Origin of the sequence: Streptomyces sp. NPDC090994 (assembly GCF_044768905.1) — a bacterium.
Taxonomy (GTDB): domain Bacteria; phylum Actinomycetota; class Actinomycetes; order Streptomycetales; family Streptomycetaceae; genus Streptomyces.
Window position 1 is genome coordinate 204,360 of sequence record NZ_JBIVWS010000002.1, and the last position, 24,111, is coordinate 228,470.

The 24,111-nt window shown below is 72.6% G+C and carries 23 protein-coding genes; 10 read left to right on the plus strand and 13 right to left on the minus strand.

The window, feature by feature from the left end; all coding sequences use genetic code 11:
- Positions 1 to 46: 46 nt before the first annotated feature.
- The 3 genes from ACIQR3_RS05445 to ACIQR3_RS05455 all read right to left on the minus strand — a co-directional run bounded on the left by ACIQR3_RS05445 (position 47) and on the right by ACIQR3_RS05455 (position 3,747).
- Entirely contained in the window at positions 47 to 1,642 is a 1,596-nt protein-coding gene (locus tag ACIQR3_RS05445; RefSeq protein WP_403534460.1) for an MFS transporter, read from the minus strand.
- Positions 1,643 to 1,840: 198 nt separating this feature from the next.
- On the minus strand, positions 1,841 to 2,311 hold the full coding sequence (locus ACIQR3_RS05450; RefSeq protein ID WP_403534463.1) for a MarR family winged helix-turn-helix transcriptional regulator: 471 nt from the start codon (positions 2,309 to 2,311) through the stop codon (positions 1,841 to 1,843).
- A gap of 98 nt (positions 2,312 to 2,409) precedes the next feature.
- Entirely contained in the window at positions 2,410 to 3,747 is a 1,338-nt protein-coding gene (locus ACIQR3_RS05455) for a family 43 glycosylhydrolase (protein ID WP_403534466.1), read from the minus strand.
- 405 nt (positions 3,748 to 4,152) lie between these two features.
- Between ACIQR3_RS05455 and ACIQR3_RS05460 the strand changes: the two genes are divergently transcribed.
- Positions 4,153 to 4,527, plus strand: coding sequence for a VOC family protein (locus ACIQR3_RS05460; protein ID WP_215166462.1), 375 nt, complete (start codon positions 4,153 to 4,155; stop codon positions 4,525 to 4,527).
- On the opposite strand, the gene ACIQR3_RS05465 is transcribed toward ACIQR3_RS05460, so the two are convergent.
- Entirely contained in the window at positions 4,508 to 5,554 is a 1,047-nt protein-coding gene (locus tag ACIQR3_RS05465; protein ID WP_403534469.1) for a LacI family DNA-binding transcriptional regulator, read from the minus strand. The two genes, ACIQR3_RS05460 and ACIQR3_RS05465, sit on opposite strands and share 20 nt — an antisense overlap.
- A 227-nt stretch (positions 5,555 to 5,781) precedes the next feature.
- Between ACIQR3_RS05465 and ACIQR3_RS05470 the strand changes: the two genes are divergently transcribed.
- Positions 5,782 to 6,309, plus strand: coding sequence for a GNAT family N-acetyltransferase (locus ACIQR3_RS05470; RefSeq protein WP_403534471.1), 528 nt, complete (start codon positions 5,782 to 5,784; stop codon positions 6,307 to 6,309).
- A 58-nt stretch (positions 6,310 to 6,367) separates the two neighbouring features.
- On the opposite strand, the gene ACIQR3_RS05475 is transcribed toward ACIQR3_RS05470, so the two are convergent.
- Positions 6,368 to 7,105, minus strand: a complete 738-nt coding sequence (locus ACIQR3_RS05475; protein WP_403534474.1) for a sulfotransferase family protein — start codon at positions 7,103 to 7,105, stop codon at positions 6,368 to 6,370.
- A 316-nt stretch (positions 7,106 to 7,421) separates the two neighbouring features.
- On the opposite strand from ACIQR3_RS05475, the gene ACIQR3_RS05480 reads away from it, so the two are divergent.
- A complete protein-coding gene (locus ACIQR3_RS05480; protein WP_403534477.1) occupies positions 7,422 to 8,516 on the plus strand; it encodes an AI-2E family transporter in 1,095 nt (364 codons plus the stop codon).
- Between the two features lie 25 nt (positions 8,517 to 8,541).
- Here the strand turns inward: ACIQR3_RS05480 and ACIQR3_RS05485 are convergent, their stop codons facing one another.
- From ACIQR3_RS05485 to ACIQR3_RS05505, 5 genes are all read right to left on the minus strand, one after another.
- Positions 8,542 to 8,874: a DUF3140 domain-containing protein gene (locus ACIQR3_RS05485; RefSeq protein ID WP_403535433.1), complete on the minus strand. Its 333-nt coding sequence runs from the start codon at positions 8,872 to 8,874 to the stop codon at positions 8,542 to 8,544.
- 5 nt (positions 8,875 to 8,879) lie between these two features.
- Entirely contained in the window at positions 8,880 to 9,110 is a 231-nt protein-coding gene (locus ACIQR3_RS05490; protein ID WP_403534479.1) for a DUF2945 domain-containing protein, read from the minus strand.
- A 98-nt stretch (positions 9,111 to 9,208) separates the two neighbouring features.
- Entirely contained in the window at positions 9,209 to 10,402 is a 1,194-nt protein-coding gene (locus ACIQR3_RS05495) for a cytochrome P450 (RefSeq protein ID WP_403534481.1), read from the minus strand.
- Between the two features lie 210 nt (positions 10,403 to 10,612).
- Positions 10,613 to 11,905: a YeeE/YedE family protein gene (locus ACIQR3_RS05500; protein ID WP_403534483.1), complete on the minus strand. Its 1,293-nt coding sequence runs from the start codon at positions 11,903 to 11,905 to the stop codon at positions 10,613 to 10,615.
- Between the two features lie 315 nt (positions 11,906 to 12,220).
- Complete coding sequence (locus tag ACIQR3_RS05505; protein WP_403534487.1) at positions 12,221 to 12,763, minus strand: MOSC domain-containing protein; 543 nt, start codon at positions 12,761 to 12,763, stop codon at positions 12,221 to 12,223.
- A 146-nt stretch (positions 12,764 to 12,909) separates the two neighbouring features.
- On the opposite strand from ACIQR3_RS05505, the gene ACIQR3_RS05510 reads away from it, so the two are divergent.
- Together ACIQR3_RS05510 and ACIQR3_RS05515 are read left to right on the plus strand one after the other, a co-directional pair.
- Positions 12,910 to 13,143 (plus strand): hypothetical protein, encoded by a 234-nt coding sequence (locus ACIQR3_RS05510; RefSeq protein ID WP_403534490.1) that lies wholly within the window; start codon positions 12,910 to 12,912, stop codon positions 13,141 to 13,143.
- A gap of 111 nt (positions 13,144 to 13,254) precedes the next feature.
- Positions 13,255 to 13,761 (plus strand): NUDIX hydrolase, encoded by a 507-nt coding sequence (locus ACIQR3_RS05515; protein WP_403534493.1) that lies wholly within the window; start codon positions 13,255 to 13,257, stop codon positions 13,759 to 13,761.
- A gap of 30 nt (positions 13,762 to 13,791) precedes the next feature.
- On the opposite strand, the gene ACIQR3_RS05520 is transcribed toward ACIQR3_RS05515, so the two are convergent.
- From ACIQR3_RS05520 to ACIQR3_RS05530, 3 genes are all read right to left on the minus strand, one after another.
- Entirely contained in the window at positions 13,792 to 14,415 is a 624-nt protein-coding gene (locus tag ACIQR3_RS05520) for a DUF998 domain-containing protein (RefSeq protein ID WP_403534495.1), read from the minus strand.
- Positions 14,416 to 14,463: 48 nt separating this feature from the next.
- On the minus strand, positions 14,464 to 15,540 hold the full coding sequence (locus tag ACIQR3_RS05525) for an NADH:flavin oxidoreductase/NADH oxidase (protein WP_403534498.1): 1,077 nt from the start codon (positions 15,538 to 15,540) through the stop codon (positions 14,464 to 14,466).
- Positions 15,541 to 15,623: 83 nt separating this feature from the next.
- Positions 15,624 to 16,532, minus strand: a complete 909-nt coding sequence (locus tag ACIQR3_RS05530; RefSeq protein ID WP_403534501.1) for an NADP-dependent oxidoreductase — start codon at positions 16,530 to 16,532, stop codon at positions 15,624 to 15,626.
- Between the two features lie 426 nt (positions 16,533 to 16,958).
- On the opposite strand from ACIQR3_RS05530, the gene ACIQR3_RS05535 reads away from it, so the two are divergent.
- From ACIQR3_RS05535 to ACIQR3_RS05555, 5 genes are all read left to right on the plus strand, one after another.
- Positions 16,959 to 17,615 (plus strand): response regulator, encoded by a 657-nt coding sequence (locus ACIQR3_RS05535; RefSeq protein ID WP_403534504.1) that lies wholly within the window; start codon positions 16,959 to 16,961, stop codon positions 17,613 to 17,615.
- A 304-nt stretch (positions 17,616 to 17,919) separates the two neighbouring features.
- Complete coding sequence (locus ACIQR3_RS05540; protein WP_403534506.1) at positions 17,920 to 20,664, plus strand: ATP-binding protein; 2,745 nt, start codon at positions 17,920 to 17,922, stop codon at positions 20,662 to 20,664.
- A gap of 90 nt (positions 20,665 to 20,754) precedes the next feature.
- On the plus strand, positions 20,755 to 21,486 hold the full coding sequence (locus tag ACIQR3_RS05545) for an alpha/beta hydrolase (protein ID WP_403534509.1): 732 nt from the start codon (positions 20,755 to 20,757) through the stop codon (positions 21,484 to 21,486).
- Positions 21,487 to 21,658: 172 nt separating this feature from the next.
- Positions 21,659 to 22,918 carry an ABC transporter substrate-binding protein gene (locus ACIQR3_RS05550; protein ID WP_403534513.1) on the plus strand — a complete coding sequence of 420 codons (1,260 nt, stop codon included), beginning with the start codon at positions 21,659 to 21,661 and terminating at the stop codon, positions 22,916 to 22,918.
- Positions 22,919 to 23,053: 135 nt separating this feature from the next.
- Positions 23,054 to 24,079 (plus strand): helix-turn-helix domain-containing protein, encoded by a 1,026-nt coding sequence (locus ACIQR3_RS05555; RefSeq protein ID WP_403534516.1) that lies wholly within the window; start codon positions 23,054 to 23,056, stop codon positions 24,077 to 24,079.
- Positions 24,080 to 24,111: the final 32 nt, after the last annotated feature.

Below are 24,111 nucleotides of genomic sequence, written 5' to 3' on the forward strand. Positions count from 1 at the left end.
CCCGCGCCCACCGACGGGCAGACGCGGGCGCGGCGGTGCGGCGCACTCAGGCGGCGGGCTGCTCCGCGGCGGTGCGGCGCACGCCGACGGCGGCCACCAGGGCGCCGATGACGCACAGCACGCCGGCGACGAGCACGGCGGTGTGCACGCCGTTCATGAACGCCTGGTGGCTGCCCTCGACGACGGCGTCCCGGAGCCGGGCGGGCATGCCGTCGGAGACGGGGGCGACGCCCATGGCCACCGCGTCCTTGGCCTCCGCCAGCCCGGCGGCGGCGGTCGCGGGCACACCGGCGGAGGTGAGTTCGCCGGTGAGGGTGGAGCCGACGCGGCTGCTGATCAGCGACACGAGGACCGAGGTGCCGAGCGCGCCGCCGATCTGCAGGGCGGTCGCCTGGAGGCCGCCCGCGACTCCGCCGTCCCTGACCGGCGCGTTGCCGACGATGGCGTCCGAGGAGGACGACATCACCATGCCGACGCCCAGGCCGAGGGCGATGAACGGCGGCCACATCGTGGCGTACGAGGAGTCGGCGCTCCAGCCGAGCATGACGAAGCAGGCGACCGCCTGGAGGGCCATGCCGAGCGGCATCGTCAGCCGCGGTCCGAACCGGTCGGTGAGCGCCGCGCCGAGCGGGGAGGCGACGACCGAGGCGAGGCTCAGCGGCAGGGTGCGCACCCCGGCCTCGACGGGAGTGAAGCCGCGCACGCTCTGCAGGTAGAGCATGACGAAGAAGATCACGCCGAGCAGGACGAAGAAGTTCAGCGCGGTGACGCCCGTGCCGATGGTCAGCGCGCGGCTGCGGAACAGCCGCATGGGCAGCAGGGGCGAGGCGACCCGGTTCTCCCAGAAGCCGAAGACCAGCAGGACCACCACGCCGGCCGCGATGGCGCCGAGCGTGCCGCCCGAGGTCCAGCCCCAGGTCTCGCCCTTGACGACGCCGAAGACGACGGCGAGCAGTCCGAGGGCCAGCAGGACGACGCCGAGGATGTCGAACTTCTCGTCCGCGGCGGCACTGTTCTTGGTCTGCGGCAGGACGACGATGCTGAAGACCAGCGCGATGACACCGATGGGGGCGTTGATGTAGAAGACGGACTCCCAGTTGACGTGCTGGACGAGCAGCCCGCCGACGATGGGGCCGAGGGCGGTGGAGACCGAGGAGACCATGGCCCAGATGCCGACCGCCATGCCGAACTTCTTCGGCGGGAAGACGGCTCGCAGCATGCCGAGGGTGTTGGGCATCAGCAGGGCGCCGAAGAAGCCCTGGACGGCGCGGAAGGCGATGACGCCCTCGATGGAGCCGGCCAGTCCGATGGCGACGGAGGCGACGGTGAAGCCCGCGACACCGATCAGGTAGAAGGTGCGGCGCCCGAACCGGTCGCCGAGCTTGCCGCCGAGGATCAGGGCCGCGGCGAGGGCCAGCAGATACGAGTTGGTGACCCACTGGAGGTCGGAGGTGGAGGCACCCAGGTCCCGGCCGATCTCGGGGTTGGCGATGGAGACGACGGAGCCGTCCAGGCCGACCATGAAGAGGCCGAAGGCGACGGCGATCAGCGTCAGCCACGGGTTGGCCCGCCGTCCGCGCGGGCGGTCCGCGGCCGGGACGCGGGTCGGTGGGGCGGAGGATGCGGTGGGGGCGGAGGGCATGACTGTGCGTGTCCTTCGATCGTACGGTGAGAGACGATGTGACACCGGGCGACCGCTCCGGTCACGGAACGTGACGGAACGGTCGGCGGCGCACGGGAAAGGTGCGGAGATACGCGGAGGGGGCCCGGAAAGGGAGGGCCCCCGAGGGCCGGCGCCACGCCCTGGCGGCCCCGGTCCGCGCGAAACCGGGGCGGATGGTCAGTGGCGGGGGCGCAGATGCCCTTCGAGTGCCGAGAGCGACCCCAGGGCCGAGCCCAGGGCGTCCAGCTCGCCTTCGGTCATCGCCCGCAGGGCGCTGCTCAGGTGGGCGCCCATCAGGCGTTCGACCTCGGCGAGTTGCCGCCGGGCCAGCGGGGTGGGGTGCAGGTGCGCGACCCTCTTGTCGGCCGCGTCCTGGCGACGCTCCAGCAGCCCCTGCTCGGTGAGCTGGGTGACCAGCGCGCTGACGTTGTTGGGCTTCATCAGCAGGGCTTCGGCCGCCGCGCGGACGGTGGTGCCGTCGTTCTCCTCGACGTGCCGCAACAGCGCGAGTTGCGCCTCGGGCGGCTTGGGGCGCGCGTAGTCCCGCGCGACCTGGCGGTCGAGGGCCCGGGTCAGCCTGGGCAGGCACGCCACGAGCCGTGCGGCGACGTGGTCGATGTCCTGCGCGGACGTGTTCTCCTCGGGCATACGGACAGCATAAATATATCGTCATACCTATGTCAAAGGAGCCATTGGTGTCACCCGGCCGGCCGGCGGGGTGACACCAATGGCACGCCCCCGGCGGACTACTTCCGACGCCGGACGTACAGCCGGTCGCCCTCGGGGCCGGTCCACTCCAGCCGTACGACACCGGGCACGGCGGCGTCGCCGACGCGCGAGGCGTTGGACCAGTAGCCGGCGGCCGGGTTGAGGAAGTACGTCGCCCACAGGTCGCCCTTGTGATCGACGAAGAAGTTGTTGTGCCCGGCTCCGACACCGGCGGTGTACCGCTTCGAGTACGGGCCCTCGAATCTGTCGGACACGGCGACGATCGCGTCGTACTGGTACTGCACGCGCCCCGTGGCGGCCACGTCGTAGGCGTGGCGGGTGGTGCCGTCGGCGTTGAGGGACGCCCGGTTCCAGGCGGCGTGGACGAGGTGGTACGTGCCCTTGTACTTGAACACGTACGCACCCTCCAGGTACGGCTCGGGCGCGTACGGCTGCTGCTGGAACGCCGGCAGGTTCGTCGGCGTGACGATGTCCTCCATGTCGTCCCGGAACTTGGCGTACAGGTTGTTGTGCAGGACGAGCCACGCGTCGTCGCCCTCGGTGTAGAGGCCGCCGTCGATGTGGTGGTAGGCGCCTGGTTCGATGAAACCCGGCCCGCCGATGAACGAGTCGCCGAAGGGCTTCTCCAGGTTGCCCTCGACCAGCCGGTACGGCCCCTCGACGCCGCCCTCGCTGACCAGCATGAACGAGCCGACCTTCTGGGCGTAGTCGCCGGTGCACGCGACGAGGTACCACGTGCCGCGGAAGCAGTGCAGCTCCGGCGCCCAGGCGTGGCCGCGTTTGCCGTACGTGTCGTCGTACCAGTACTCCTGCCAGGGGGCGACGACCGTGCGTCCGGCGGTGTTCTCGTCGACGAACTCCGGCGACCACACCTTCCCCTTCTCCGCGCCGGGCCGGATGCCGGTGGTGTCGGCCAGTCTCCAGGGTCCCTCGAGGGAGCGGGCCGTCCAGACGAAGATGCCGTCGTTCCAGGGGGCGGCCACATCGAGCCCCGGCACCCGGGTGGTGCCGGTGGCGACATAGAGCGGACGGCCGTCGACGACGAAGCAGTTGACGTAGGTGTCCCGGATCCAGACCACGCCGCGCTCCTCGTCGCGGGGACGCAACTCCAGCGGGAGGACGAAGGAGTTGTCCTCCCGCGGCCACAGGTCCAGCCGGGTGTCGGCCAGACCGTAGGGCTCGGGGTCGGGCCAGTTCGCCGGGTACCGCCGCCCCGCCGCCGCCTCGGCCGGTACGGCGGCGGCCGGTTCCGCCCGCGCGCCGGCCGCCGGGAGCACGGCGCCCGCGCCCACGCCGGCGGCTCCCGCCAGCAGGGCGCGGCGGCCGACGGTGAACCTCTTCTCGGTGTGGCTCATCAGTCACGTTCTCCTTCGTCGTCGGGAACACCGGTGGCCCGGCCGTGACATGCGGAAAAGCCCCCGCGGAGGGGACGTCCTCAGCATGCGAACGGGCCGCGAATTACGTCAACACTCCGGATAATTAATCCGGGGGCTCCGCTGCCGCGTGGCGCGGTGCGGCGGTCCGTTCCCGCTGGCAGGGCGGATTTGTGAAGTCATGAACATCTCGTGACACGCGGGGTAGGGTGATCCACCGTGAACACCGGACCGGCGACGAACCGCCATACACGGAACGGCAATCCGGTGGAGGACTGACCGCACGGCGGGTGCGCGCGACGCACCCCGCGCACCGGCCACGTGGTCCTCCCCGTGCTCGCCCGCATGAGTTCCCTTCCCATGTCGAGCGAGAGCGAGATCAGCCGTATGACCGTCACCTTCAACCACACCATCATCGCCGCCGTGGACCGCGCCGAGTCGGCGCGTTTCTTCCGGGAGTTGCTGGAGCTCCCCGAGGCACCGTCCTGGGGTCCGTTCACCAACATCCAGCTCAGCGACGGCGTACTGCTCCAGTTCGCCGAACCGCCGGTGGAGATCCAGATGCAGCACTACGCGTTCCTGGTCGACGACGAGCTGTTCGACCGGGCGTACCGGCGGCTGTGCGAGCGCGGCGTCGAGCACTGGGCCGATCCGCAGATGCGGCGCCCGGGTGAGACCAACGACGAGCACGGCGGTCGCGGGGTCTACTTCAAGGACCCCGCCGGACACGCGATCGAGCTGATCACCCGTCCGTACCTGTGACGGGGCCGCCCCGGCCTTCGCCCGCGCGCCCCAGGGTGCTCTCGCGTACGGCCAGGCGGTAGCCCGCCCGGATGCGGCGGGGCTCGACGGCCCCGCCGCCGAGCCGGGCCAGTACCGACTCCACCGCCAGCCGGCCGATGGCCGCCTTGTCCGGTGACACGGAGGTGAGGCTCACCGCGCCGAACCGGCCCTCGACCACGTCGTCGAAGCCGACGACGGCGATGTCCTCGGGGACGCGGACTCCGCGGGCGTGCAGCACCCGCATGGCGCCGATGGCCATCGGGTCGTTGTAGGCGAAGACCGCGTCGGGGCGGCGCCCGGAGTCCAGGAGGCGGAGCATGGCCGCCTCGCCGTCCGCGTGCCCCCAGCCGTCGGTGGCGGCCACCAGGCCGTCGTCGGCGGCCAGCCCGGCGGCGGTCAGCTCCTCGCGCCAGCCGCGCACCCGGAGCTGGGCCGGTTCGCTGCGGCCGCGCCGGGCGCCGATGAACGCGACCTCCCGGCACCCCACCGCGACCAGGTGCCGGACGGCGGCGCGGGCGGCGGCGACGTTGTCGATGGCGATGTGGTCGCAGGGCAGGTCGTACGCGCGCTCGCCGAGCAGCACCAGCGGTACGTTTTCCGCGCGGTCGCGCAGGTCCTCGGTCTCCAGCTCGATGGGGCTGAGGATCAGTCCGTCGATCACCCGGGCCCGGAAGCCCTGGCTGACCAGGAGTTCCTGTTCACGGCGTCCGCCGGTGTGGTCGAGCAGCACGATGTAGTCGTGCTCGGCGGCGCTGTCGATCACGGCGGCGGCCAGTTCGGCGAAGTACGGGTTGCCCAGCTCGGGCAGGGCGAGGGCGATGATGCCCGTGCGTCCCTTGCGCAGGTGCCGGGCGGTCAGGTTGGGCCGGTAGCCGAGGGCGTCGATGGACCGCTGGACGCGTGCGCGCATGGCGGGGGTGACGTGCTGGTAGTCGTTCACCACGTTGGAGACGGTCTTGATGGAGACCCCCGCATGCGCGGCGACGTCCTTGAGACTGACCCGCACGGCATTCCCTTCCGGAGCGACCGACCCGGGCGCCACGCTGGAGCACCGCCTCCGTGACACCGACACGGCGATCGTACGGCGTGCCGTCGCCGGCGTCCGGGAATATTGCCTCGCCTCCGTGGCCGTCCGGTAGAGTCCGGGCCAGTACGCAGAGGCCTTCCTGGCCGGGACGGACGTCCGCCGGGGAGGCTTTTCTCATGCCCGGAAACCCACCATGGAGGAGCCGTATGTCCGGCATCGTCCGCCCCGCCCTCGCCGCCGACCGCCCGACCGTGGAACGGCTGTGGCTGATGTTCCGTCATGACCTGTCGGAGCTGGACGGTTCGCTGCCCGGAGGGGACGGGACCTTCCGCAGTGACCGGCTGCGCTCAGCCTTCACGGACGCCGACTGGGCGCCGTACCTCTTGCTGAGCGGTGGCGGTCCGGCCGGATTCGCGTTCGTCCGCGCCCTGCGCGGTCCGGCGCGGGTCATGAACAGTTTCTTCGTCGTCCGGGGCGCCCGTCGGTCCGGGATCGGGCTGCGGGGTGTCCAGGAGGTCGTCGCCAGGCATCCGGGGGCGTGGGAGATCCCCTTCCAGGACGCCAACGCGCCCGCGGCCGCGTTCTGGCGCCGCGCCGCCACGGCGATCGCCGGGGCCGCCTGGACCGAGGAGCGCCGGCCGGTGCCGCACCGGCCACAGGTGCCGCCGGACGTGTGGATCTCGTTCTCCACGGCCACGGCCACGGCAACGGCCACGATCGCGGACCGCGGCTGACGGCCGGCACCGGCACGGCTGCGGGCCGCTCGGCGCGGGCCCCGGTGGCAGGCTCCTCTCAACAGGGGTAGTCCCAGGCGCGCGTGATGTCGCGCAGCGGCGCCGGCACGTCCTCGGGGAGCGGCAGCGGGCGGGCCTTCTGGACCGACCCGGACTTGATGTTGTCGCTCCAGTCGCCGATGAACGGCACGAACGGCCCGTGATCGCCCTTGCGGTACTCCAGCATGCCGGACGTCCACGGGACGCCGAGGAACGCGCAGAGCCCGCGGGTGATCCGCTCCGGCTGTTCGGTCAGTTCCTCGTAGCGGACGGTCAGCCCCGGCAGCGCCGTGCGGGCCGCCTGCACGGCTTCGACATAGCCGCGCACCTCCCGGACGGTGGCGTCGAGGTCACGGTCCGGACGGTTGTTGATCAGGGAACTGACCATCGAGGCCGGGTGGCGCAGCAGGAAGATGTAACGGGCCCGCGGCCAGCCCTCGTGGAGCCGCTCCCAGACGCCCGCGTTCCCGGGTGTCTTGTCGACGATGATCCTCTTGCCGCTGCGCACCAGCTCGCGGTGGAGGATCCGGTCCCACAGCAGATACTCCAACTCCCGCTGGTCGAGCTGGAGTTCCGCCATCGCCTTCTTGGTGTACGGCTTGGCCAGGTCGACCGTGAGGGTCCGCAGATGCATCTCGTGCGGGGCCCGGATCTCCGGGTGGCTGTTGAGCAGCACCCGCAGCAGGGTGGAGCCGGAACGCACGGAGGAGATGACGAACACCGGTTCCGGTACGAGCCGCCGGGCCGATTCGGGCACGGGAGGTTCCGCGAGCCTCCGCAGCCGCCGCCGTACACCACGCACCACCCGGCGCATGTCCGTTCCCGTACCGTTCGACATCGGCACCGCGCTTCCTGCCCTCGACCTGCGGCTCTGGACCCCCCGGTTGGCTGCTCGACGATAACGCGGGTGGCCCCCGGGGCCGCCATGGGCGAGCGATGAGAATCCGATGAATCACGGGCCTGTCCCAGGTCCTCGAAGGCGTGGGTGCACAGCAGGAGTGGGACGCGGCGTCGCAGGAGCCCGGCGACAGGGACGGCTGAATCGGGGAGGCGGGAGCCATAGGGTGAACCCCATGTCTGTCACGTTGAGTTCCGCGAGAACCCGCGCCGCGCTCCGCACCGGGGCTCGCATCTCCGTCGACCTGTTGCTGCTTCTCGCGATGCTCGCGGTGACCCTCTGGCTGCTCGGCCGGATGTGGTCGGTCGTGTGGCCGCTGGTCGTCGGTCTGCTGCTCACCACGCTCACCTGGCCCCCGGCCCGCTTCCTGCGCCGGCACGGCTGGCACCCGGCGCTGGCCGCGTCCACCGTGACCGTGATGTTCCTGCTGGCCGCCGCCGGAGTGGTGGCGTTGATCGCGGTACCCATGGCCTCGCAGACCGACGAGTTGACCGACGGCGTCGTCGAGGGCATCCAGCGGCTGCGCGAGTGGGCCGCGGGGCCGCCGCTGAACATCGGTGACGCGCAGATCACCAGTGCCGTGGACTCCGCGATGGCCCGTGTCCAGGACAGTGTCGGCAGTGTGGTCGACACCGTCGCCACGGGCGTGGGCACCGTCGTCAACGGACTGGTCACCGCCGTGCTCGCGGTCTTCCTGATGTTCTTCTTCCTCAAGGACGGACCCCGGTTCCTGCCCTGGCTCACCCGCCAGTTGCCCGGCCGGCTCGCCACCGACGTCCCGGCCGTCGCGTCCCGCAGCTGGGACACCCTGGGTTCCTTCGTGCGCTCCCAGGCCCTGGTGGGGGTGTTGGACGGCGTCTTCATCGGCCTCGGACTGTGGATCCTCGGGGTGCCGCTGGTGCTGCCGCTGGCGGTGCTGACGTTCGTGTCCGCGTTCGTGCCCATCATCGGCGCGCTCTTCGCCGGATTCGTCGCGGTGCTCATCGCGCTGGTGTCCAACGGGCCGACGGACGCGCTGATCGCGCTGGCCATCATCATCGTGGTGCAGCAGTTGGAGGGGAACGTGTTCCAGCCGATCATCCAGAGCCGCGGGCTGGGGCTGCACGCCGCGGTGATCCTGCTGGCGGTGACGCTGGGCGGCAGTCTGGCCGGCATCGTGGGCAGCCTGCTGGCCGTGCCGGTCGCCGCGCTGATCGCGGTGGTGTGGAACTACCTGCGCGAGCAGCTGACCGACCCGCCCCGTGAGCCGGAGACAGCGGCAGCCGCGTGAGCGCGCGGGCGGCCGCCGGCCGGGGTCACGCCAGCGGGTCGTGGCCCCAGTTCATCAGCGAGTACCGCCACTTGGTGTCCGACACGTCGCCCGACGGCCGCTGGGCCAGATGCCTGCGGACGTAGCCGACGACCTTGCGCATGTGGGCGTAGTCGTCGTCGGTGAGGCCGGCCTCGCCGGCGCGCAGGATCTCCACGATCCGGCGGCCGGAGGCGTGGCCGGTGGACTCTCCCCCGTCCTTGTGCTGCCCCGCGTCCTTCGACTCCTCGGTGGACAGCCACCTCTCCAGGTCGGCCGGTGTCATGTTCACCAGGTCATCGAAGTCGGCCCTGATCTCCTCGTGCTGGTCGCCGCCCACGCCGGTCACTTCTTCTTCTTGAGAGCGGACGGCTTGTGCACGGCGGCCTTGCCCGACTTCTCGCTGCGTACCTCGTACTGCGGGTCGTCCGGGGAGGCGTCCACCGTGCGGCCGGCCGCCTCCGTCCGCTCGGTGATCCTCTTCTCCACCTTGCCCTCGGTCTCGCTGCCGTGGCTGCTCCAGGCGACCTTGTCGCCCTTCTTCAGCCCCTTGCCCTCGTCCCGGCTCTTGGCCATGGCCCGCTCCCTCGTGGCTCCCGCGTACCGGACCGCTCCCGGCCGTCGCCCTTCCAGCGTGGGCCAGTGCGGTCCGTCCCGCACCCGCGCGGCCTCCGCTACGGGGTGACCCGCACCGGCAGGCTGTGCGGGCCGCGGATCAGCATGCCGGTGCGCCAGGTGATCGCGGCCGGATGGATGTCCAGGTCCAGGCCTGCGCAGCGGTCCAGCAGCGTACCGATGGCGATACGGGCCTCCAGACGGGCCAGCGGCGCGCCCAGGCAGTAGTGGATGCCGTGGCCGAACGCGATGTGGCCGCGAGCGTCGCGGGTGATGTCGAAGCGGCCGGATTCCGGGAAGCGGTCGGGGTCGCGGTTGGCGTCGGCCAGGGCGACGAGGACGAGTTCGCCGCCGCCGGGCACGGTGGTGCCGCCGATCGTCATCGGTTCGGTGGTGAAGCGGTACGTCGGGGTCTCCACCGGTGAGTCGAAGCGGAGCATCTCCTCGACCGCGTTGCCCATGAGGCCCGGGTCGGCGCGCAGGGCGGCCAGTTGGTCCGGATGGGTGAGCAGGGCGAGGACGCCGTTGGAGATGAGGTTGACGGTGGTCTCGTGACCGGCGACGAGCAGCAGCCAGGCCATCCCGAGGAGTTCCCTCGGCGAGAGGGAGTCGCCGTCCTCGTCCGAGCCGTGGATCAGGGCGCTCATCAGGTCGTCGCCGAGGTGCCGGCGCTTGTCCTCGATCAGCTCGGTCAGGTAGCCGACCATGGCGGTGGCGGCGGCCTCGCGCTGGGCCGGGTCGGTGGCGCCCAGTGCGTCGTTCGACCAGGTGCGGAAGGACCGGCGGTCCAGGTCCGGGACGCCGAGCAGGTCGCAGATGACGGAGATCGGCAGCGGGAAGGACAGCGCCTCGACCAGGTCGACGCGTCCGCCGGGGGCGGCGAGCATGGCGTCGACGAGTTCGTCGGTGGTCTTCTGGACGCGCGGCGCGAGCTGTTCCACGCGCCGCGCGGTGAACTCGCGGGCGACCAGTTTCCGCAGCCGGGTGTGGTCGGGCGGGTCCGCGCGGAGCATGTGCGGGCCGGCGGAGATCGCGCCGTGCCGGAAGGCGGGCGCCGCGTTGTCCCAGTTCTTGGAGAGCCTGGGGTCGGTCAGCGCGGCGCGTCCGGCCTCGTAGCCGACGACGAGCCAGGCGTCCATGCCCTCCGGCATCCGGATGCGGTGGACGGGGCCCTGGGCCCGTAAGCGCGCGTAGACGGGATACGGGTCGCGGGTGAAGGACTCACCGAGCGCGGCGAGATCGACGACGGTCATACTGCTGCCACCTCACTGGAGGCCGGTTGCGGAAACGGCGCTCACCAGGATGGTGGCCGCCCGTCGCCCGGTCCAGAGGGAGTCCCTCGGGCGGCGGGCACGGCGGCCGGCCCGGTCGACCGGCCGCTGTCCACCGAAGCGGGGGCGGTACGGACCGTCAGCCGTACCGCCCCCGCGTACCGTCTCACTCCTCGGACGGCTGCCGTCCGTTCAGCAGACGCCGTCGCCCGGCTTGGGGTTGCCCAGGCCGAACAGCGGACGCAGCTTGAGACCGACCCAGGTGCCGGCCAGGGCGACGGCGCCCCACACCCAGCCGCTGAGGCTGCCCGAGGCGATGCCCGCGAGGTAGGCGCCGATGTTGCAGCCGCCGGCCAGGCGGGCGCCGATGCCCATCAGCACACCGCCGAGCACCGACGCGACCGCCGTGCGCCAGGGGATGCCGCGGTGCAGGGCCCAGCTGCCGCCGAGGGCCGCGGCCACGGCCGCGCCGATCATGATGCCGATGTCGGTGAGGCTGGTCTTGTCGGCGAGGACCGGGCCCGCCAGCATGTCGGCGTTGCCGGGCTGCTGCCACCACGTCCAGTTCTCCGGGTGGCCGCCCAGCGCTCCCACCAGCTCCGATCCCCACAGGCTGAAGGCGCTGGTGACGCCCCAGGCGCCGCCGGAGACCAGCAGTACGCCCGCGCCCAGCACGGCCAGCGCCAGGGCGCCGGCGGCCAGGGGCCAGGAGCCGCGCAGTGCCCGGACGGCCGCGCCGCGCGCCGAGGGGACGGGGCCGAGCGGCGGCGGGTTGCGGCGGGCCTGGACACGGCGCGAGACGAACACCACCGCCAGCAGCGCGGCGATGGTCACCGCCCAGGAACCGAACCAGCCGATGTGGTCGGACAGCACGACCGGGTCCCAGGCCGGCAGGTCCTTCCACAGGTCGAACTGCCAGGCGGCGAGCGTGGCGCCGGCGATGAACCCGGCGAGGGTCAGCACCACCGAGGTCTGTCCCGAGCCGACGGCGAAGAGCGTGCCGGAGGCGCAGGCGCCGCCGAGCTGCATGCCGACCGCGAAGAGCGCCGAGCCGACGACGAGGCCGATGCCGAGCGAGCCGCCCGAGGGGGCCGGCTGGGAGCCGAACAGCCCCGTACCGGTACCGATGATCACCGCGAACAGGGTGGCGGTGGTGCCGAGCAGCAGGGTGTGCGCCCGCAGTCCGGTGCCGTTGCCGACCGCGACCAGCTGGCGCCAGGCGGAGGTGAAACCGAAACGGGAGTGGAAGAGGGCGACGCCGAGGCCGAGCCCCAGCAGGAGCAGTACGCCGGGCTTGGCACCGTGCGCGGACCACACGTAGGCGGTCAGGGCCACGGCCAGCAGCCCGGCCACGGCGAGGGGCGTGCGCCGGACCGGGGGCAGGGGCGGTGCGTCCGGCCGGGCCGAGGAGGTGGGGGAAGGGGTGAACAGGCCGGCGGGCACGCGCGGCGGCGCGGCCGGCCCGGCGGGCGGGGCGGTGGTCACGGATGGTCTCCGGGGTGGTGCACGGGGGCGACGGGCGGGGGCACGGGGCGCCCGACGGCGCGGGTGGCGCGGACGGGACGGGTCTCAGGGGCGACAGAGACCGTCGTCGACGCACCACGCGGAGTTCGCGAACAGCGCGAGGCACAGCAAGGGAGCCGAGACAGACATGCGTGCGAATATACGGAACATGAGCCTCCGGAAGCCATGCCGTCTCGCCATGCGGGCAAGTTTTTGAGACGGGTGGTGCGAGGGGCTCGCCGCGCCGGACCGGCCCGACGCGGCGCGTGCGGCGGCACCGTACCGGGTCGTGGCGGGTCAGACGCGGTCGAGCGGCCGGTGCGGCCCGGTGGGCGGTTCCGCCGTGATCGTGTCGCCGGGGCGGACCACGCCGCCCTCCCGGACGATGGTCATGATGCCGGCCTTGCGCACGATCCTGCCCTCCTCGTCCCGGCCCACCACCCGCTTGAGCAGGCCGTCCTGGAACGCGTCGATCTGGAGACAGGGGTTGCGCAGACCGGTCACCTCCAGCACCGCCGTGTCGCCGAGGCGCAGCAGCGTGCCGGCCGGCAGGCCGAGCAGGTCGATGCCGCGGGTGGTGACGTTCTCGCCGAGTTCGCCGGGCGCGACCTCGAAGCCTTCTTCGCCGACCTCGGTGAACAGTTCCTCGTGGATGAGGTGGACCTGGCGCAGGTTCGGCTGGGTGGGGTCCTGCGCGACCCGCGACCGGTGCTTGACGGTCACGCCGGCGTGCACGTCGCCCTCCACCCCCAGGCCGGCCAGCAGGGTGATGCTCGGCCGGTTGGGCTTGGTGAAGGAGTACTCACCGTTGCTGCTGACCGCGGTCACTGTCCCGCGCATACTCCGCGTCCCCCTCCGCATCGACAAGACGATGACGACCCTAACCCTCTCGCGCTCACCTGCGGCAGAGGGTCTGCCCTCGGGACCCGGACCGCCGGGCCCGCGTTCCGCGTGCGTACCGTCGCCGCCGCCCGCACGCTGGTGACATGGCTGCGACGCACCCGGTGACCGTGTACCCGCCCGACGACGACGGAGCCCGGCGCGTGCGGGTGGACGGCGAGATACTCGGCCGGGCGTACAGCGTGCGGGACGTCGCCCGTTTCCTTCAGGAGGCAGGGCTGCAGGGCTGGGACGAGATGGACGTGGTCCGCTCGCGGCTGATCGACTGGCGCGGCGGCGGGCCGGGCGAGTGGACGGCGGGCGGGCCGAGCGGGTCGTGACCTCTACGGCCTTCATGAGGCCGTCGGCCTGGCGCGGTGCCCGGCCTTCTCGCCTGGCACGGTGCCCGATCCTTTGGCCCGACGCGGTGCCCGATCGCCTAGGCTGACGCGGTGCCCGATCAGGAAACGTACCGCCGCCGCTCCGCCCGCGTCGTGCTCGTCGACGGGACGGGCCGGGTCCTGCTGCTCAAGTCCCACACCGACCCGGACGCTCCCGGCAGGGGACACGACTGGTCCACTCCCGGAGGGGGCGTCGAGGAGGGCGAGACCCTCGCGGAGGCCGCCGCGCGGGAGCTGTTCGAGGAGACCGGGCTGTCCGTCGCGCCCGAGGCGCTCGGCTCCCCCGTGGCCCAGACGTCCGGACACGCCGACCTGGGCTGGGCCGTGGGCCTCTTCCAGGACGTCTTCTTCCATCTGCGGGTCACGGACCACGAGGTCGACACCGGCGGCCAGGAGGAGCACGAGGCCCGCCACCACGCGGGGCACCGCTGGTGGACCGTGGACGAACTGACCGGCGGCACCGAGGCCGTTCGCCCGCTCGGCCTCGGTGATCTGGTCGCCGATCTGCTCGCCGGACGGGTCCCGGCCGAGCCGCGCCGGTTGCCCTGGCACCACTGACGGACCGGCGCCCTGCGGTAACGGCACGGCCTACGGATGCCCGGCCGGCTGCTCGTCCCGCCTCCGGGAGCGGCTCCCGGAGCGGGCGAGACACGAGGTGACCACGACGAACGGCCACACGGACTGCATGGAGGTCACCACCCGTTCGGCGAGCCCCGCGGCCCCCTGCCGCTGCATCTCGATCATGAACCAGACCCCGCCCACCGCCATCAGGGCGCTCGCGGCGACAGCGGGCCCGGGCCGCAGGGCCCAGGGAGCCGCGCCGCCGCCCCACGCGGCCAGCACCGGCCACACCGCGAGGAGCGTGAAACCGATCACGGTCGCGGTGCCGTGGCGCAGGGACCCCCCGCTGCTCGGCGCGGGCAGCGCCACCACCACGAACGCCGCCACCCCGCCGCCGCCCAGTGCCAGGCGGCCGGCGTTGGCGGCGGCCCGCAGCCCCCAGGCGGTCAGCAGGTGACAGACGCCCAGGGCGGCCAGCGCCCCGTTCATCACCCAGTACCCGGGCGCCCCGTAAGCCGCCAGGACGCTGATCGTCCGGGTGAGGGGGTCGTAGCCGGGCCCTTCCAGGGCCGCCGCGATCGTCCAGCCCGCGATGAGCAGGACGGGCGCGCACCCGGAGGAGAGCAGAGCCCAGCGAGGAACGATTCGCACCGGACCACCATAAAGCGCACAAGTCGGTCAGCGCCCGGTCAGGGTCGGTCAGGGGCGCCAGCCGTACTGCGGGGGGATCCGCACGTCGCCGCCGAGCTCCCGGGCGGCGCGCCGGGCCCAGGTGGGCTCGCGCAGCAGCTGCCGGCCGATCAGGACCGCGTCGGCCTCACCGGCGGCGAGGATCTTCTCCGCCTGGCCGGGGTCGGAGATCTCACCGACGGCGGCCACCGGCATGTCCGTCTCCCGCTTGATCCGCGCGGCGAACGGCACCTGGTAGTTCGGCCCGACCGGGATGGTCACGCCGCCGGCGTTGCCGCCGGTGGAGACGTCCATCAGGTCCACGCCGTGCTCGGTCAGGACCCGGGCCAGGGCGACCGACTCGTCCGGGGTCCAGCCGCCCTCGTCCAGCCAGTCGGTGGCCGACAGGCGGAAGAAGAGCGGGAGGTCGTCCGGCCAGACCTCGCGCACGGCGTCGACGACCTCGACGGCGTAGCGGATGCGGTTGTCGAAGTCGCCGCCGTACTGGTCGGTGCGCCGGTTGCTGTGCGGGGAGAGGAAGTTGCCGATCAGGTAGCCGTGGGCACCGTGGATCTCGACGACCTGGAAGCCGGCGGCGAGGGCGAGCCGGGCGGAGGCACGCCACTGGTCGAGGGTCTCGCGGATCTCCTCGACGGTGAGCTCGTGCGGGACCTTCAGACCGGGGTACGGCTCGGCGCTCGGGCCGACCGGGGTCCAGCCGTGCTCGTCCGGCCCGACCGGGCGGTCGCCCTGCCAGGGCTGGCTGGTGGATGCCTTGCGGCCGGCGTGGGCGAGCTGGATTCCCGCGACGGTGCCCTGGCTCTTGAGGAAGTCGGTGATGCGGCGCAGTCCGCCGGCCTGCGTCTCGTTCCACAGGCCGAGGTCCTGGGGGGAGATGCGGCCCTCGGGCGAGATGCCGGTGGCCTCCAGGATGACGAGGCCCGTGCCGCCCGCCGCGCGGGCGCCGTAGTGCTGGAAGTGCCAGTCAGTGGCCACGCCTTCGGCCAGGCCCTCGGGGGCGGCGGAGTACTGGCACATGGGCGGCATCCAGACCCGGTTGGGGATGGTCACCGAGCGCAGGGTGTAGGGCTCGAACAGAGAACTCACAGAAAACTCCTGGTAGGGGTGAGGAGGAACATCAAGCGTCGTACGGCCTTCCGGGGGCGGCGGACGCCGCCGGACCGGCGCCGTCAGCCGACCCGGAGGACGATCTTTCCCCGGGTGTGGCCTTCCTGGCTGAGCCGCCAGGCCTCGGCGGCCCGGGCGAGCGGCAGCACGCGGGCGATCGGGACGCGCAGCCGCCCCGCGTCCGCCAGGGCCCCGAGCGCGGCCAGGCCGGCACTGTCCGGACGCACCCACACGTAGTGACCGCCCTTGGCGAGCACCGCGTCGTCGACGATCGACGCGAGCCGCCGCGGGCTGCCGAGCAGGCGGAGGGAGAGGTCGGCGGCGTCACCGCCGATGAAGTCCAGCGCGGCGTCGACCCCTTCGGGGGCCAGGGCACGCACCCGGTCGACGAGTCCGGGTCCGTAGGTCACCGGCTCGGCGCCGAGTTCCCTGAGGAAGGGGTGGTTGGCCTCGCTCGCCGTGCCGATGACCCGGGCGCCCAGCGCCTTCGCGATCTGCACGCCGAGCGATCCCACGCCGCCGGCCGCCGCGTGCACCAGCACGGTGTCGCCCGCGGTCACGCCGACGCGTCGGACCGCCTGGTGGGCGGTGAGTCCGGCCAGCGGCAGAGCGGCGGCCTCCTCCCAGCTCAGGGCGGCCGGCTTCGGGGCGAGCAGGCGTACGTGGGCCGAGACCAGCTCGGCGTACGCGCCCGACTGGATCTGGTCCTTGCGGAGGTAGCCGACCACCTCGTCGCCCACCGCGTACTCGTCGACGTCGAACCCGACGGCCTCGACGACCCCGGCCACGTCCCAACCGGGGACGAGGGGGAAGCGCACCTCCATGAGCGCGTCGAGGTGGCCCGCGGCCAGCTTCCAGTCGACCGGGTTCACCCCGGCCGCCTTCACCCGGACCAGGACCTCACCCGGCGCGACCTTGGGGTCGGGAATGTCGGCCCGCTCCAGAACGTCTGCCGATCCGTATCGGCGCATCACAACAGCTTGCACACGTAGATATTACCACTCCGCGGATACCAGCATTCGCAATATAACGCGCACGCAAGCATCGCGAGGCGTTCGCCGGCCGCCCTCCCCCGCGCGAGTTCCCTACGTCACATTCACGTCGCATCCGCGCCCCGACACGGAGAGCGCACCGGAAGACCCACCCGCCCGACGAGCAACTGAACCAGCGGAAACTCCTACGACAAGCAGACCGCACCGGTCACACCACTCGTACACCAGAGCCCACTGGCTACCGGCGTTCGATTCCCCTGACCTTCACCGGGCCCGGAAACGCCCTTGAACGGCCACGCAGCCGACCGGAAATGACTTTCCGGACGGAGAGCCGGAAGATCTAGCCTTGTTCGCAGCATGCACAAAAGGGGGACTTATGGCCACACTTGGCGAAAAGAATTCCGAATGACCGTCGGGGTGCTGATCGTCGACGACCACCCCCTGTTCCTCCAGGGGCTGCGGGTCGCGCTGGACTCCGAAGGCGATCTGGCGGTGGTCGGGGAGGCCGGCAGCGGCGAGGAGGCGGTGGAGGCCGTCACCCGGCTCGGGCCCGCCGTGCAGGTGGTCCTCATGGACCTGCGGCTGCCGCGGATGCCGGGGGTGGAGGCGATCCGCGCGATCACCTCGGAAACCGCCGGCCACCGGCCGCGGGTGCTCGTCGTCTCCCGGTACGAGGACGACGACGAGGTGGTGGCGGCGCTGCGCGCGGGGGCCCACGGCTATGTGGCCAAGGAGGTGTCCCGGGACGAACTGCTGCGGGCGGTACGGACGGTGGCCGAGGGCGGGGCGGTCTTCAGCGCTTCCATCGCCGAACGGCTGGGCACGTACTTCTCCGCCATCCACGATTTCCCCGGCCGGCTCGCCTTTCCCAACCTCACCAACCGGGAGCGGGAGATCCTCGACCTGCTGGCCCGCGGGCACACCAATCGGCGGATCGCCCGCCACCTGGTCCTGTCGGACAAGACGGTACGCAACCACGTGTCCCACATCTTCGCCAAGCTCCAGGTCACCAACCGCGACGACGCCATGACCCGGGCGCGGGACGCCGGCCTGGGCACGTGACGCCGCCCAGGAACGGGCCGAGTCCGGAGGAGCGCCGGCTTCGGCGCCACCGCCCGAGCGGAGTGGTGATGGGCCTGCCCGGCGTCCGCGGCATGCGCGGCACGGGACGGCATCACGCCAGGGCGGACGTCTCGCCCTGTGTGGCCCTTGAGCGCATCGCTGCCACGGCCGGGCGGCCGTCCGGGTGCACGCAGGGAACGGTTAGAGTGCGTGGAGAGACAAGGCCCCCGGAAGGTGGTGCCGGCCGTCGGCGCGGTGGGAGAGCGGCCTCGGCGGGCCAATGCGCGTGGGGTGGATCGTAGAGATGGCAGGAGCAGGCGGTCCGCTGTCCCGCAGCGGTCTGCGTGGCCGGGAGGCCGAGCTCGGAGAGCTCGACGCACTGATCGCCACCGTGGCCCGCACCGGAGGCGGCGGGTTGGCGCTCGTTCAGGGCGAACCCGGCATCGGCAAGACCACACTGCTCGCCGAAGCCGTCTCCAAGGCCAGGGCGGCGGGGTTCTCCGTCGGTGTCGGCAAGGCCGATGAGCTGCATCACATCGTGCCGCTGTCGTCGTTGGCGGCCTGCGTGCTGCGAGGTGAGCGGCCCCTGCTGTCCGGCGATGCCTTCGCCGATCTGGCCCGCCATCACGACCAGCGGATCTGGCTGGTGGAACGCCTGGCCGAAGTGATCGAAGGCAGAGCGGGCGGCGTGCCGGTGCTGATCGGCCTGGACGACGTGCAATGGGCCGATCCGCTGAGCCGGTTCGCCCTGCAGCAGCTTCCGACGCGTCTGCGGACCTCGCCGGTGCTGTGGCTGCTGACCGGGCGGCGGGAGCCCGCGGGCCCGTCGGAGGAGATCGTCGCGGCCGCGGCCGGGAACCTCACGACCGTCACCGTGCCCTTGGGTCCCCTGACCGGCGCGGCGATCGCCCAACTGGCCGACGACGCGCTCGGGGCGGCGGCCGGCGAGCGGGTGCGGGAACTGCTCGACGGAGCGGGCGGGAACCCGTTCCTGGCCGTCGAGATGCTCGCGGGTCTGCGCACCTCCGAGGCCTCGGACACCCTCGTGCCCCCGGGGCTCGTGGTGGGCGTGCGCGGCAGGCTGAGGTCCCTGGAGCCCGACACCCTGCGCTTCCTCCGGATGGGCGCGGTCCTGGGGCGCAGGTTCGGCTTCCACGACGCCGCCGCGCTCTGCGACCGGCCGCCCGCCACCCTCATCGCGGCGCTGGAGGAGGCCGTGCGCGCGGGGCTCCTGGACGACGACGGCGATCACCTGGTCTTCCGGCATGATCTGCTGCGCCAGGCGGTCTACGCCGACATCCTGCCGTCGGCCCGCAAGGCACTGCACCGAGAGGCCGCGCGCGGTCTTGTCGCCGCGGGCCACCGGCCGGTCGACGCGGTGCCGCACGTCCTGCGGGGCGCCCTGCCCGGAGACGAGGAAGCCGTGGCGCTGCTGCGGCGCGCGGCCGACGACGTGCTGCCGGTCACCCCGGACCTCGCGGCCGACCTCATGACGCGGGCCCTGGAGCTGGTGCCGTCGGCACGGCCGTCGAGGTTCGCGGTGGGGGAACAGGCGATCCTGTGCCTGACCCGGGCCGGCCGGAGCCGGGAGGCCCTGGCCACCGGCGACGGGCTGCTGGCCGGGCGGCCACCGCTGGAGGTGTTCAGCCGGCTGCAGGCCGCCCTCGGCGGGACGCTGTGGAACATGGACCTCGCCGGCGAACTGCGCCGCCGGACCGAAGCCGCCCTCGCCACGGGAGGCGCCGCCCCGGAGATCGCGGCGAGGCTGGCCGCCCTGCGCACCCTGGCCCTGTCCCGGGAGCAGGATCTGGCCGCGGCGCGCGAGGCGGGCGAGGCAGCGCTGCGTGCCGCCACCGGCGTCGGTGACCGGGAGGCACACGTCCTGGCCCTGTCCGGGCTCGGTGAGATCGCGCTGAACGCGGGTGAGAACGCCGTGGCGCTGGAGCGCTTCACCGCGCTGAGCGCCATCGACCCCGCCTTCCTGCCCGAAGAGATCGTCGCGCACCTGCATGTGGACGACTTCGCGACCGGGCGGCGGCTGCTCCTGCGGGCGACGGAAGCCGGGACGACGCGTCAGGCGATGCTGCTGTGGGCCCAGGGCCAGCACGACCTGGGCCTGGGCCGGCTCGACGACGCCGACGCCGGCTTCGCGACCATGGAACACCTGGAGGACGAGGTGCGGGTACCCGTCCAGCAGGTGAACGGCCGCGTGATCCGCTCCCGGATCGCTCTGCTGCGCGGCGACCGGGAAGCGGCGCGGGAGCATCTGGTCGCGGCGCGGGAGAGACTGGCGGCCAGACCCAACCCGGGCAACACGGCCGCGGTGCGCTTCCTGGAAGCCGTCCACGCCGAGGCGGACGGGGACCTCGGCCTCGCCGTCGACAGGGTGCGGCAGGTGCAGCGGGAGGGGGCCTTCATGCGCTGGCGGCTGCTGCGCGACTGGGTCGACTCCGCGATACGCATGGCCCTGCGCGGGGCGGACCAGGAGCTGGCCGAGGACCTCGCCGCACAGGCCGGCGCCCATGCCGGACGCAACCCCGCCGTGCCGACCGCCACGGGCCTCGCGGCCCAGGCCCTCGGGCTCGTACGGAACGATCCCGCCCTGCTCGAACGGTCCGTGGAGCTGCTCGGCGCGAGCCCCCGCCCGCTGGTCCGGGCGGCCGCGTCCGCGGATCTGGGACAGGCCCTCCTGGCGGCGGGCCGGAAGCGGCGGGCGGTGGCCGCGCTGACCGACGCCCGTGCCACGTTCGCCGAGTCGGGCGCCCACGCCGCGGCGGCACGGGTCCAGCGAGCCCTGCGGGACGCGGGGGCCGCCGGCCGCGGGGCAGCGCCCGTACAGCGCCCGGTACAGGGGTGGGATGCTCTCACGGCCTCGGAGAAGAAGATCGCGCGCCTCATCGCCCAGGGCCACACCAACCGGTCGGCCGCGGACCTGCTCGTGGTGTCCCCGCACACGGTCAACACGCACCTGACGGCGGTCTTCCGCAAACTGGCGATCAACTCCCGGGTGCAACTGGCCCACGTGGTCATGGCCCTGCCCGACAGCTGAGGGCGTCTCCGTTGGTACGTTCACGCGATGCCGTACCGGGCCCGGACGCGTATGACTGGGACATTCCCACGCCGTCGGAGGTCACCAGGCATGCACGGACCCAGCTCCGCACCGCCGGCCGTCGTGCTGGTGCACGGCGCGTTCACGGACGCCTCCTGCTGGGCGGAGGTCGTCGGTCTGCTGCACGCCGACGGACTGACCGTGCGCGCCCCGGCGAATCCGCTGCGCGGTCTGGCGCAGGACGCCGCCTGCCTCAGGAGCACGCTGCGTGACATCGACGCGCCGGTCGTCCTGGTCGGCCACGACTACGGTGGCGCGGTCATCACCCAGGCCGCCGCCGACGCCGACAACGTCGTGGCCCTGTGCTACGTCGCGGCGTTCGGCCTCGACGCCGGCGAGTGCGTCCTGGACATCCTGAACCGCTTCGCCCCCGCCCCGGCCGCCGGCGCGACCCGCGCCGTCGCTCTGCCCACGCGGTCCCCCGGCGGCCCGGACAGCGAGCTGTACCTCCGCGCCGAACTGTTCCCGCAGGTCTACGCCGCTGACCTGTCGCCCGCCGTGAGCGAGTCGCTGTCCGTGGCACAGCGCCCGATCGCGTGCGGTGCGCTGACCGGTCGAGCGGGACCGCCGGCCTGGGCCTCCAGGCCGTCCTGGTACGCCATCGCGACCGCCGACCGGATGCTCAACCCCACGGCCCAGCGCTTCATGGCACAGCGCATGGCGGCCACCGAGCACGTGCTGGACGCGTCGCACGCCGTGGTGCTGTCGCAGCCCGCTGCCGTGGTGGCGATGATCCGGGAAGCCGCCGGACAGGGACGATGACCACGGCGGCGAGCGGACCCGCCGAGTGCCGCGTGTCATGAGCCCATCGAGGGTGTCTAAGATGCGTGCGAACAGAAGACACCCGTGCGGACCACCCTGACGGCTCGTGGAGTCCGCCGGCCTCGCGACATCGGCCCCGGTCCGCGGACCGTCACTCCGCAAAGGCACCCGCATGATCTCACCGGCTGGACGGCCGACGCGGCGCACCGCCGTCCGCTCGGCCGCGGCCCTGTCACTGGCCCTGGCCCTGACGACCACCGGGTGTGCCGGAGGAACCGGTGCCGGGTCCGCCACCGGCGAGGTCGCCTCCATCACCGTGCTCGACTACTACACCCAGCGCTCCGAGCACACCCAGTGGAACCAGGTGCTCACCGCGTGCGGCAAGACCGCCGGGGTCAGGGTCGAGCACACGAGCGTCCCGCCGGCGTCCCTGGTCCCCAGGGTCCTGCGGCAGGCCTCGTCCCGGACCCTTCCCGACCTGCTGATGCTGGACAACGCCGACCTCCAGCAGGTCGCGCGGACCGGCGCGCTGACCCCGCTGGACCAGTACGGCGTCGACACCAGCGGCTTCGCCGAGCCCATCCTGTCGGCGGGCACGTACGACGGAAAGGTGTACGGGCTGGCCCCTTACGTCAGCACGGTCGCCCTCTTCTACAACAAGGACATGCTCGCCGAGGCCGGTGTCGCGGTACCGAGGACCTGGGGCGAGCTGAAGCAGGCGGCCGCGGAGCTGACCCGGCCCGGGCGCTACGGCATGGCGGTCGACGCGAGCCCCACTTTCGAGAGCAGCTGGCAGTTTCTGCCCTTCCTGTGGTCCAACGGCGGGCACGAGAGGCATCTGGACTCCCCGCAGGCCGCACAGGCCCTCCAGCTGTGGGTCGACCTGGTGACCAACGGGTCCATGTCGAAGTCGGTGCTGAACTGGACGCAGGCCGACGTCCACGACCAGTTCGCCGCCGGCCGCACGGCCATGATGATCAACGGTCCCTGGCGGATCGCCGCCCTGGACGACGACGAGGACCTGCGCTGGGGAGTGGCCCCGATCCCCGTCCCCCGGGCGGGACGGGCGCCGGTCACGCCGCTCGGCGGTGAGGTGTGGACCGTCCCGCAGAACTCCTCCGAGGAACGGCAGAAGAAGGCCGCCGAGGTCCTCACCTGCCTGAACAGCGCCTCCAACACGCTCACCCTGGCCGAGCAGCACTTCACCGTGCCGTCCCGTACCGCGGTCGCCGCCCGGTATGCCGCACAGGACCCGGCGATGGCGGTCTTCGTCAAGAGCACGCGAGGAGCGCGCGTCCGTACCGGCGAACTCGGCGTCCGGTGGCCCAAGGCGGCGACCGGGATCTATACCGCGATCCAGTCCGCGCTGACCGGGGAGCAGACACCGGAGGAAGCTCTCGGACGTGCGCAACAGATCGCGACCAGTGACTGACCGGTCCGCCGATCGCTCCGGCGCCGGTGATCGCCCTGACCGGGCCGCCGATCCAGCGGGTTCACGCGATGTGCCGCCCCCTGTCCGGCCGGCACGGTGTCGCTGAAGGCAGACACCAGTCGAAGGGCGGAGATCATGGCGCCGGATGTCCAGGAAAGAAGCGCCGCCGGCAGCTTCCACACCACCGATCCGCTGCCCGCCCGAGACAGACAGGCCCACCGGCGCGAGGCCCTGTCCCGGACATTCGGCGCCGTGGACGTCGTCGTCCCCGACGAGGTGTACTCCGGCATGATCCGTGCGACGCCGCTCGGCCCCCTCCAGGCCGTCACCGTGGACGGCGACGGCCTGTCCGCCCCGCGCACGCGCCGGCTCGTCACGCAGTACGGCCAGGACGAGGACGTGGTGGTCAACCTGCTGGTCAGAGGAGTCGGACGGCTGGAGCAGGACGGCCGTGACGCACTCCTCGGGCCCGGGGACGTCTTCGTCTACGACATGGCACGCCCCCTCCAGCTCGAATTCCCCCAGTCCTTCCGGACCAAGTCCCTCGTCCTGCCCCGAGACGTCCTGGGCCTGAGCGAGTCCGACGTGGCGCACATCACCGCCTGTCCGCTCGGCTCCGACACGCCTCTCGGCGGTCTGCTTTCGCCCTGCATCTCCGGGATCGTGGACAGCGCCGGAAACCACCTGCCGCGCACCAGCGAGCTGATGGCGCGCAACGTCGTGGATCTGCTGGGTGTGCTGGCCGACGAAGTCATGGGCCGGACCCGCCGGAGCACCGGGGGGACGCCCGGTGGGAACCTGGCGCTGCTGCTGCGGATCCGGGCGTTCATCGACCGGCATCTCGCGGACCCCGGCATGACTCCGCAGACCATCGCCCAGGCCCATCACATATCCCTGCGCTATCTGCACAAGCTGTTCGAGGGCGAGGAGGCCACGGTCGGCCGGTGGATCCAGCGGCGCCGCCTGGAGGCGTGCCGACGGGACCTGGCGCTCCACGGGAACGCCACGATCGCCGCGGTGGCACACCGATGGGGCTTCGCCAGCGCGGCGCATTTCAGCCGGGTCTTCCGGGCCGCCTACGGGATGTCCCCCCGCGAGTGGCGCGGCGCCCGGGACGTGCCGCCGCGGGTCCCGTCGTCCGCGCGGCTCGCCGATGCCTGACACCGGGGGCCGGCACCGGGGGCGGTCCGTCA

What these genes read in the sequence shown, in the direction of transcription:
- ACIQR3_RS05445 (WP_403534460.1), bottom strand. Translation starts at nt 1,642, where the DNA reads ATGCCCTCCGCCCCCACCGCATCCTCCGCCCCACCGACCCGCGTCCCG.
- ACIQR3_RS05450 (WP_403534463.1), bottom strand. Translation starts at nt 2,311, where the DNA reads ATGCCCGAGGAGAACACGTCCGCGCAGGACATCGACCACGTCGCCGCA.
- ACIQR3_RS05455 (WP_403534466.1), bottom strand. Translation starts at nt 3,747, where the DNA reads ATGAGCCACACCGAGAAGAGGTTCACCGTCGGCCGCCGCGCCCTGCTG.
- ACIQR3_RS05460 (WP_215166462.1), top strand. Translation starts at nt 4,153, where the DNA reads ATGACCGTCACCTTCAACCACACCATCATCGCCGCCGTGGACCGCGCC.
- ACIQR3_RS05470 (WP_403534471.1), top strand. Translation starts at nt 5,782, where the DNA reads ATGTCCGGCATCGTCCGCCCCGCCCTCGCCGCCGACCGCCCGACCGTG.
- ACIQR3_RS05480 (WP_403534477.1), top strand. Translation starts at nt 7,422, where the DNA reads ATGTCTGTCACGTTGAGTTCCGCGAGAACCCGCGCCGCGCTCCGCACC.
- ACIQR3_RS05490 (WP_403534479.1), bottom strand. Translation starts at nt 9,110, where the DNA reads ATGGCCAAGAGCCGGGACGAGGGCAAGGGGCTGAAGAAGGGCGACAAG.
- ACIQR3_RS05495 (WP_403534481.1), bottom strand. Translation starts at nt 10,402, where the DNA reads ATGACCGTCGTCGATCTCGCCGCGCTCGGTGAGTCCTTCACCCGCGAC.
- ACIQR3_RS05505 (WP_403534487.1), bottom strand. Translation starts at nt 12,763, where the DNA reads ATGCGCGGGACAGTGACCGCGGTCAGCAGCAACGGTGAGTACTCCTTC.
- ACIQR3_RS05510 (WP_403534490.1), top strand. Translation starts at nt 12,910, where the DNA reads ATGGCTGCGACGCACCCGGTGACCGTGTACCCGCCCGACGACGACGGA.
- ACIQR3_RS05530 (WP_403534501.1), bottom strand. Translation starts at nt 16,532, where the DNA reads ATGCGCCGATACGGATCGGCAGACGTTCTGGAGCGGGCCGACATTCCC.
- ACIQR3_RS05535 (WP_403534504.1), top strand. Translation starts at nt 16,959, where the DNA reads ATGACCGTCGGGGTGCTGATCGTCGACGACCACCCCCTGTTCCTCCAG.
- ACIQR3_RS05540 (WP_403534506.1), top strand. Translation starts at nt 17,920, where the DNA reads ATGGCAGGAGCAGGCGGTCCGCTGTCCCGCAGCGGTCTGCGTGGCCGG.
- ACIQR3_RS05545 (WP_403534509.1), top strand. Translation starts at nt 20,755, where the DNA reads ATGCACGGACCCAGCTCCGCACCGCCGGCCGTCGTGCTGGTGCACGGC.
- ACIQR3_RS05550 (WP_403534513.1), top strand. Translation starts at nt 21,659, where the DNA reads ATGATCTCACCGGCTGGACGGCCGACGCGGCGCACCGCCGTCCGCTCG.
- ACIQR3_RS05555 (WP_403534516.1), top strand. Translation starts at nt 23,054, where the DNA reads ATGGCGCCGGATGTCCAGGAAAGAAGCGCCGCCGGCAGCTTCCACACC.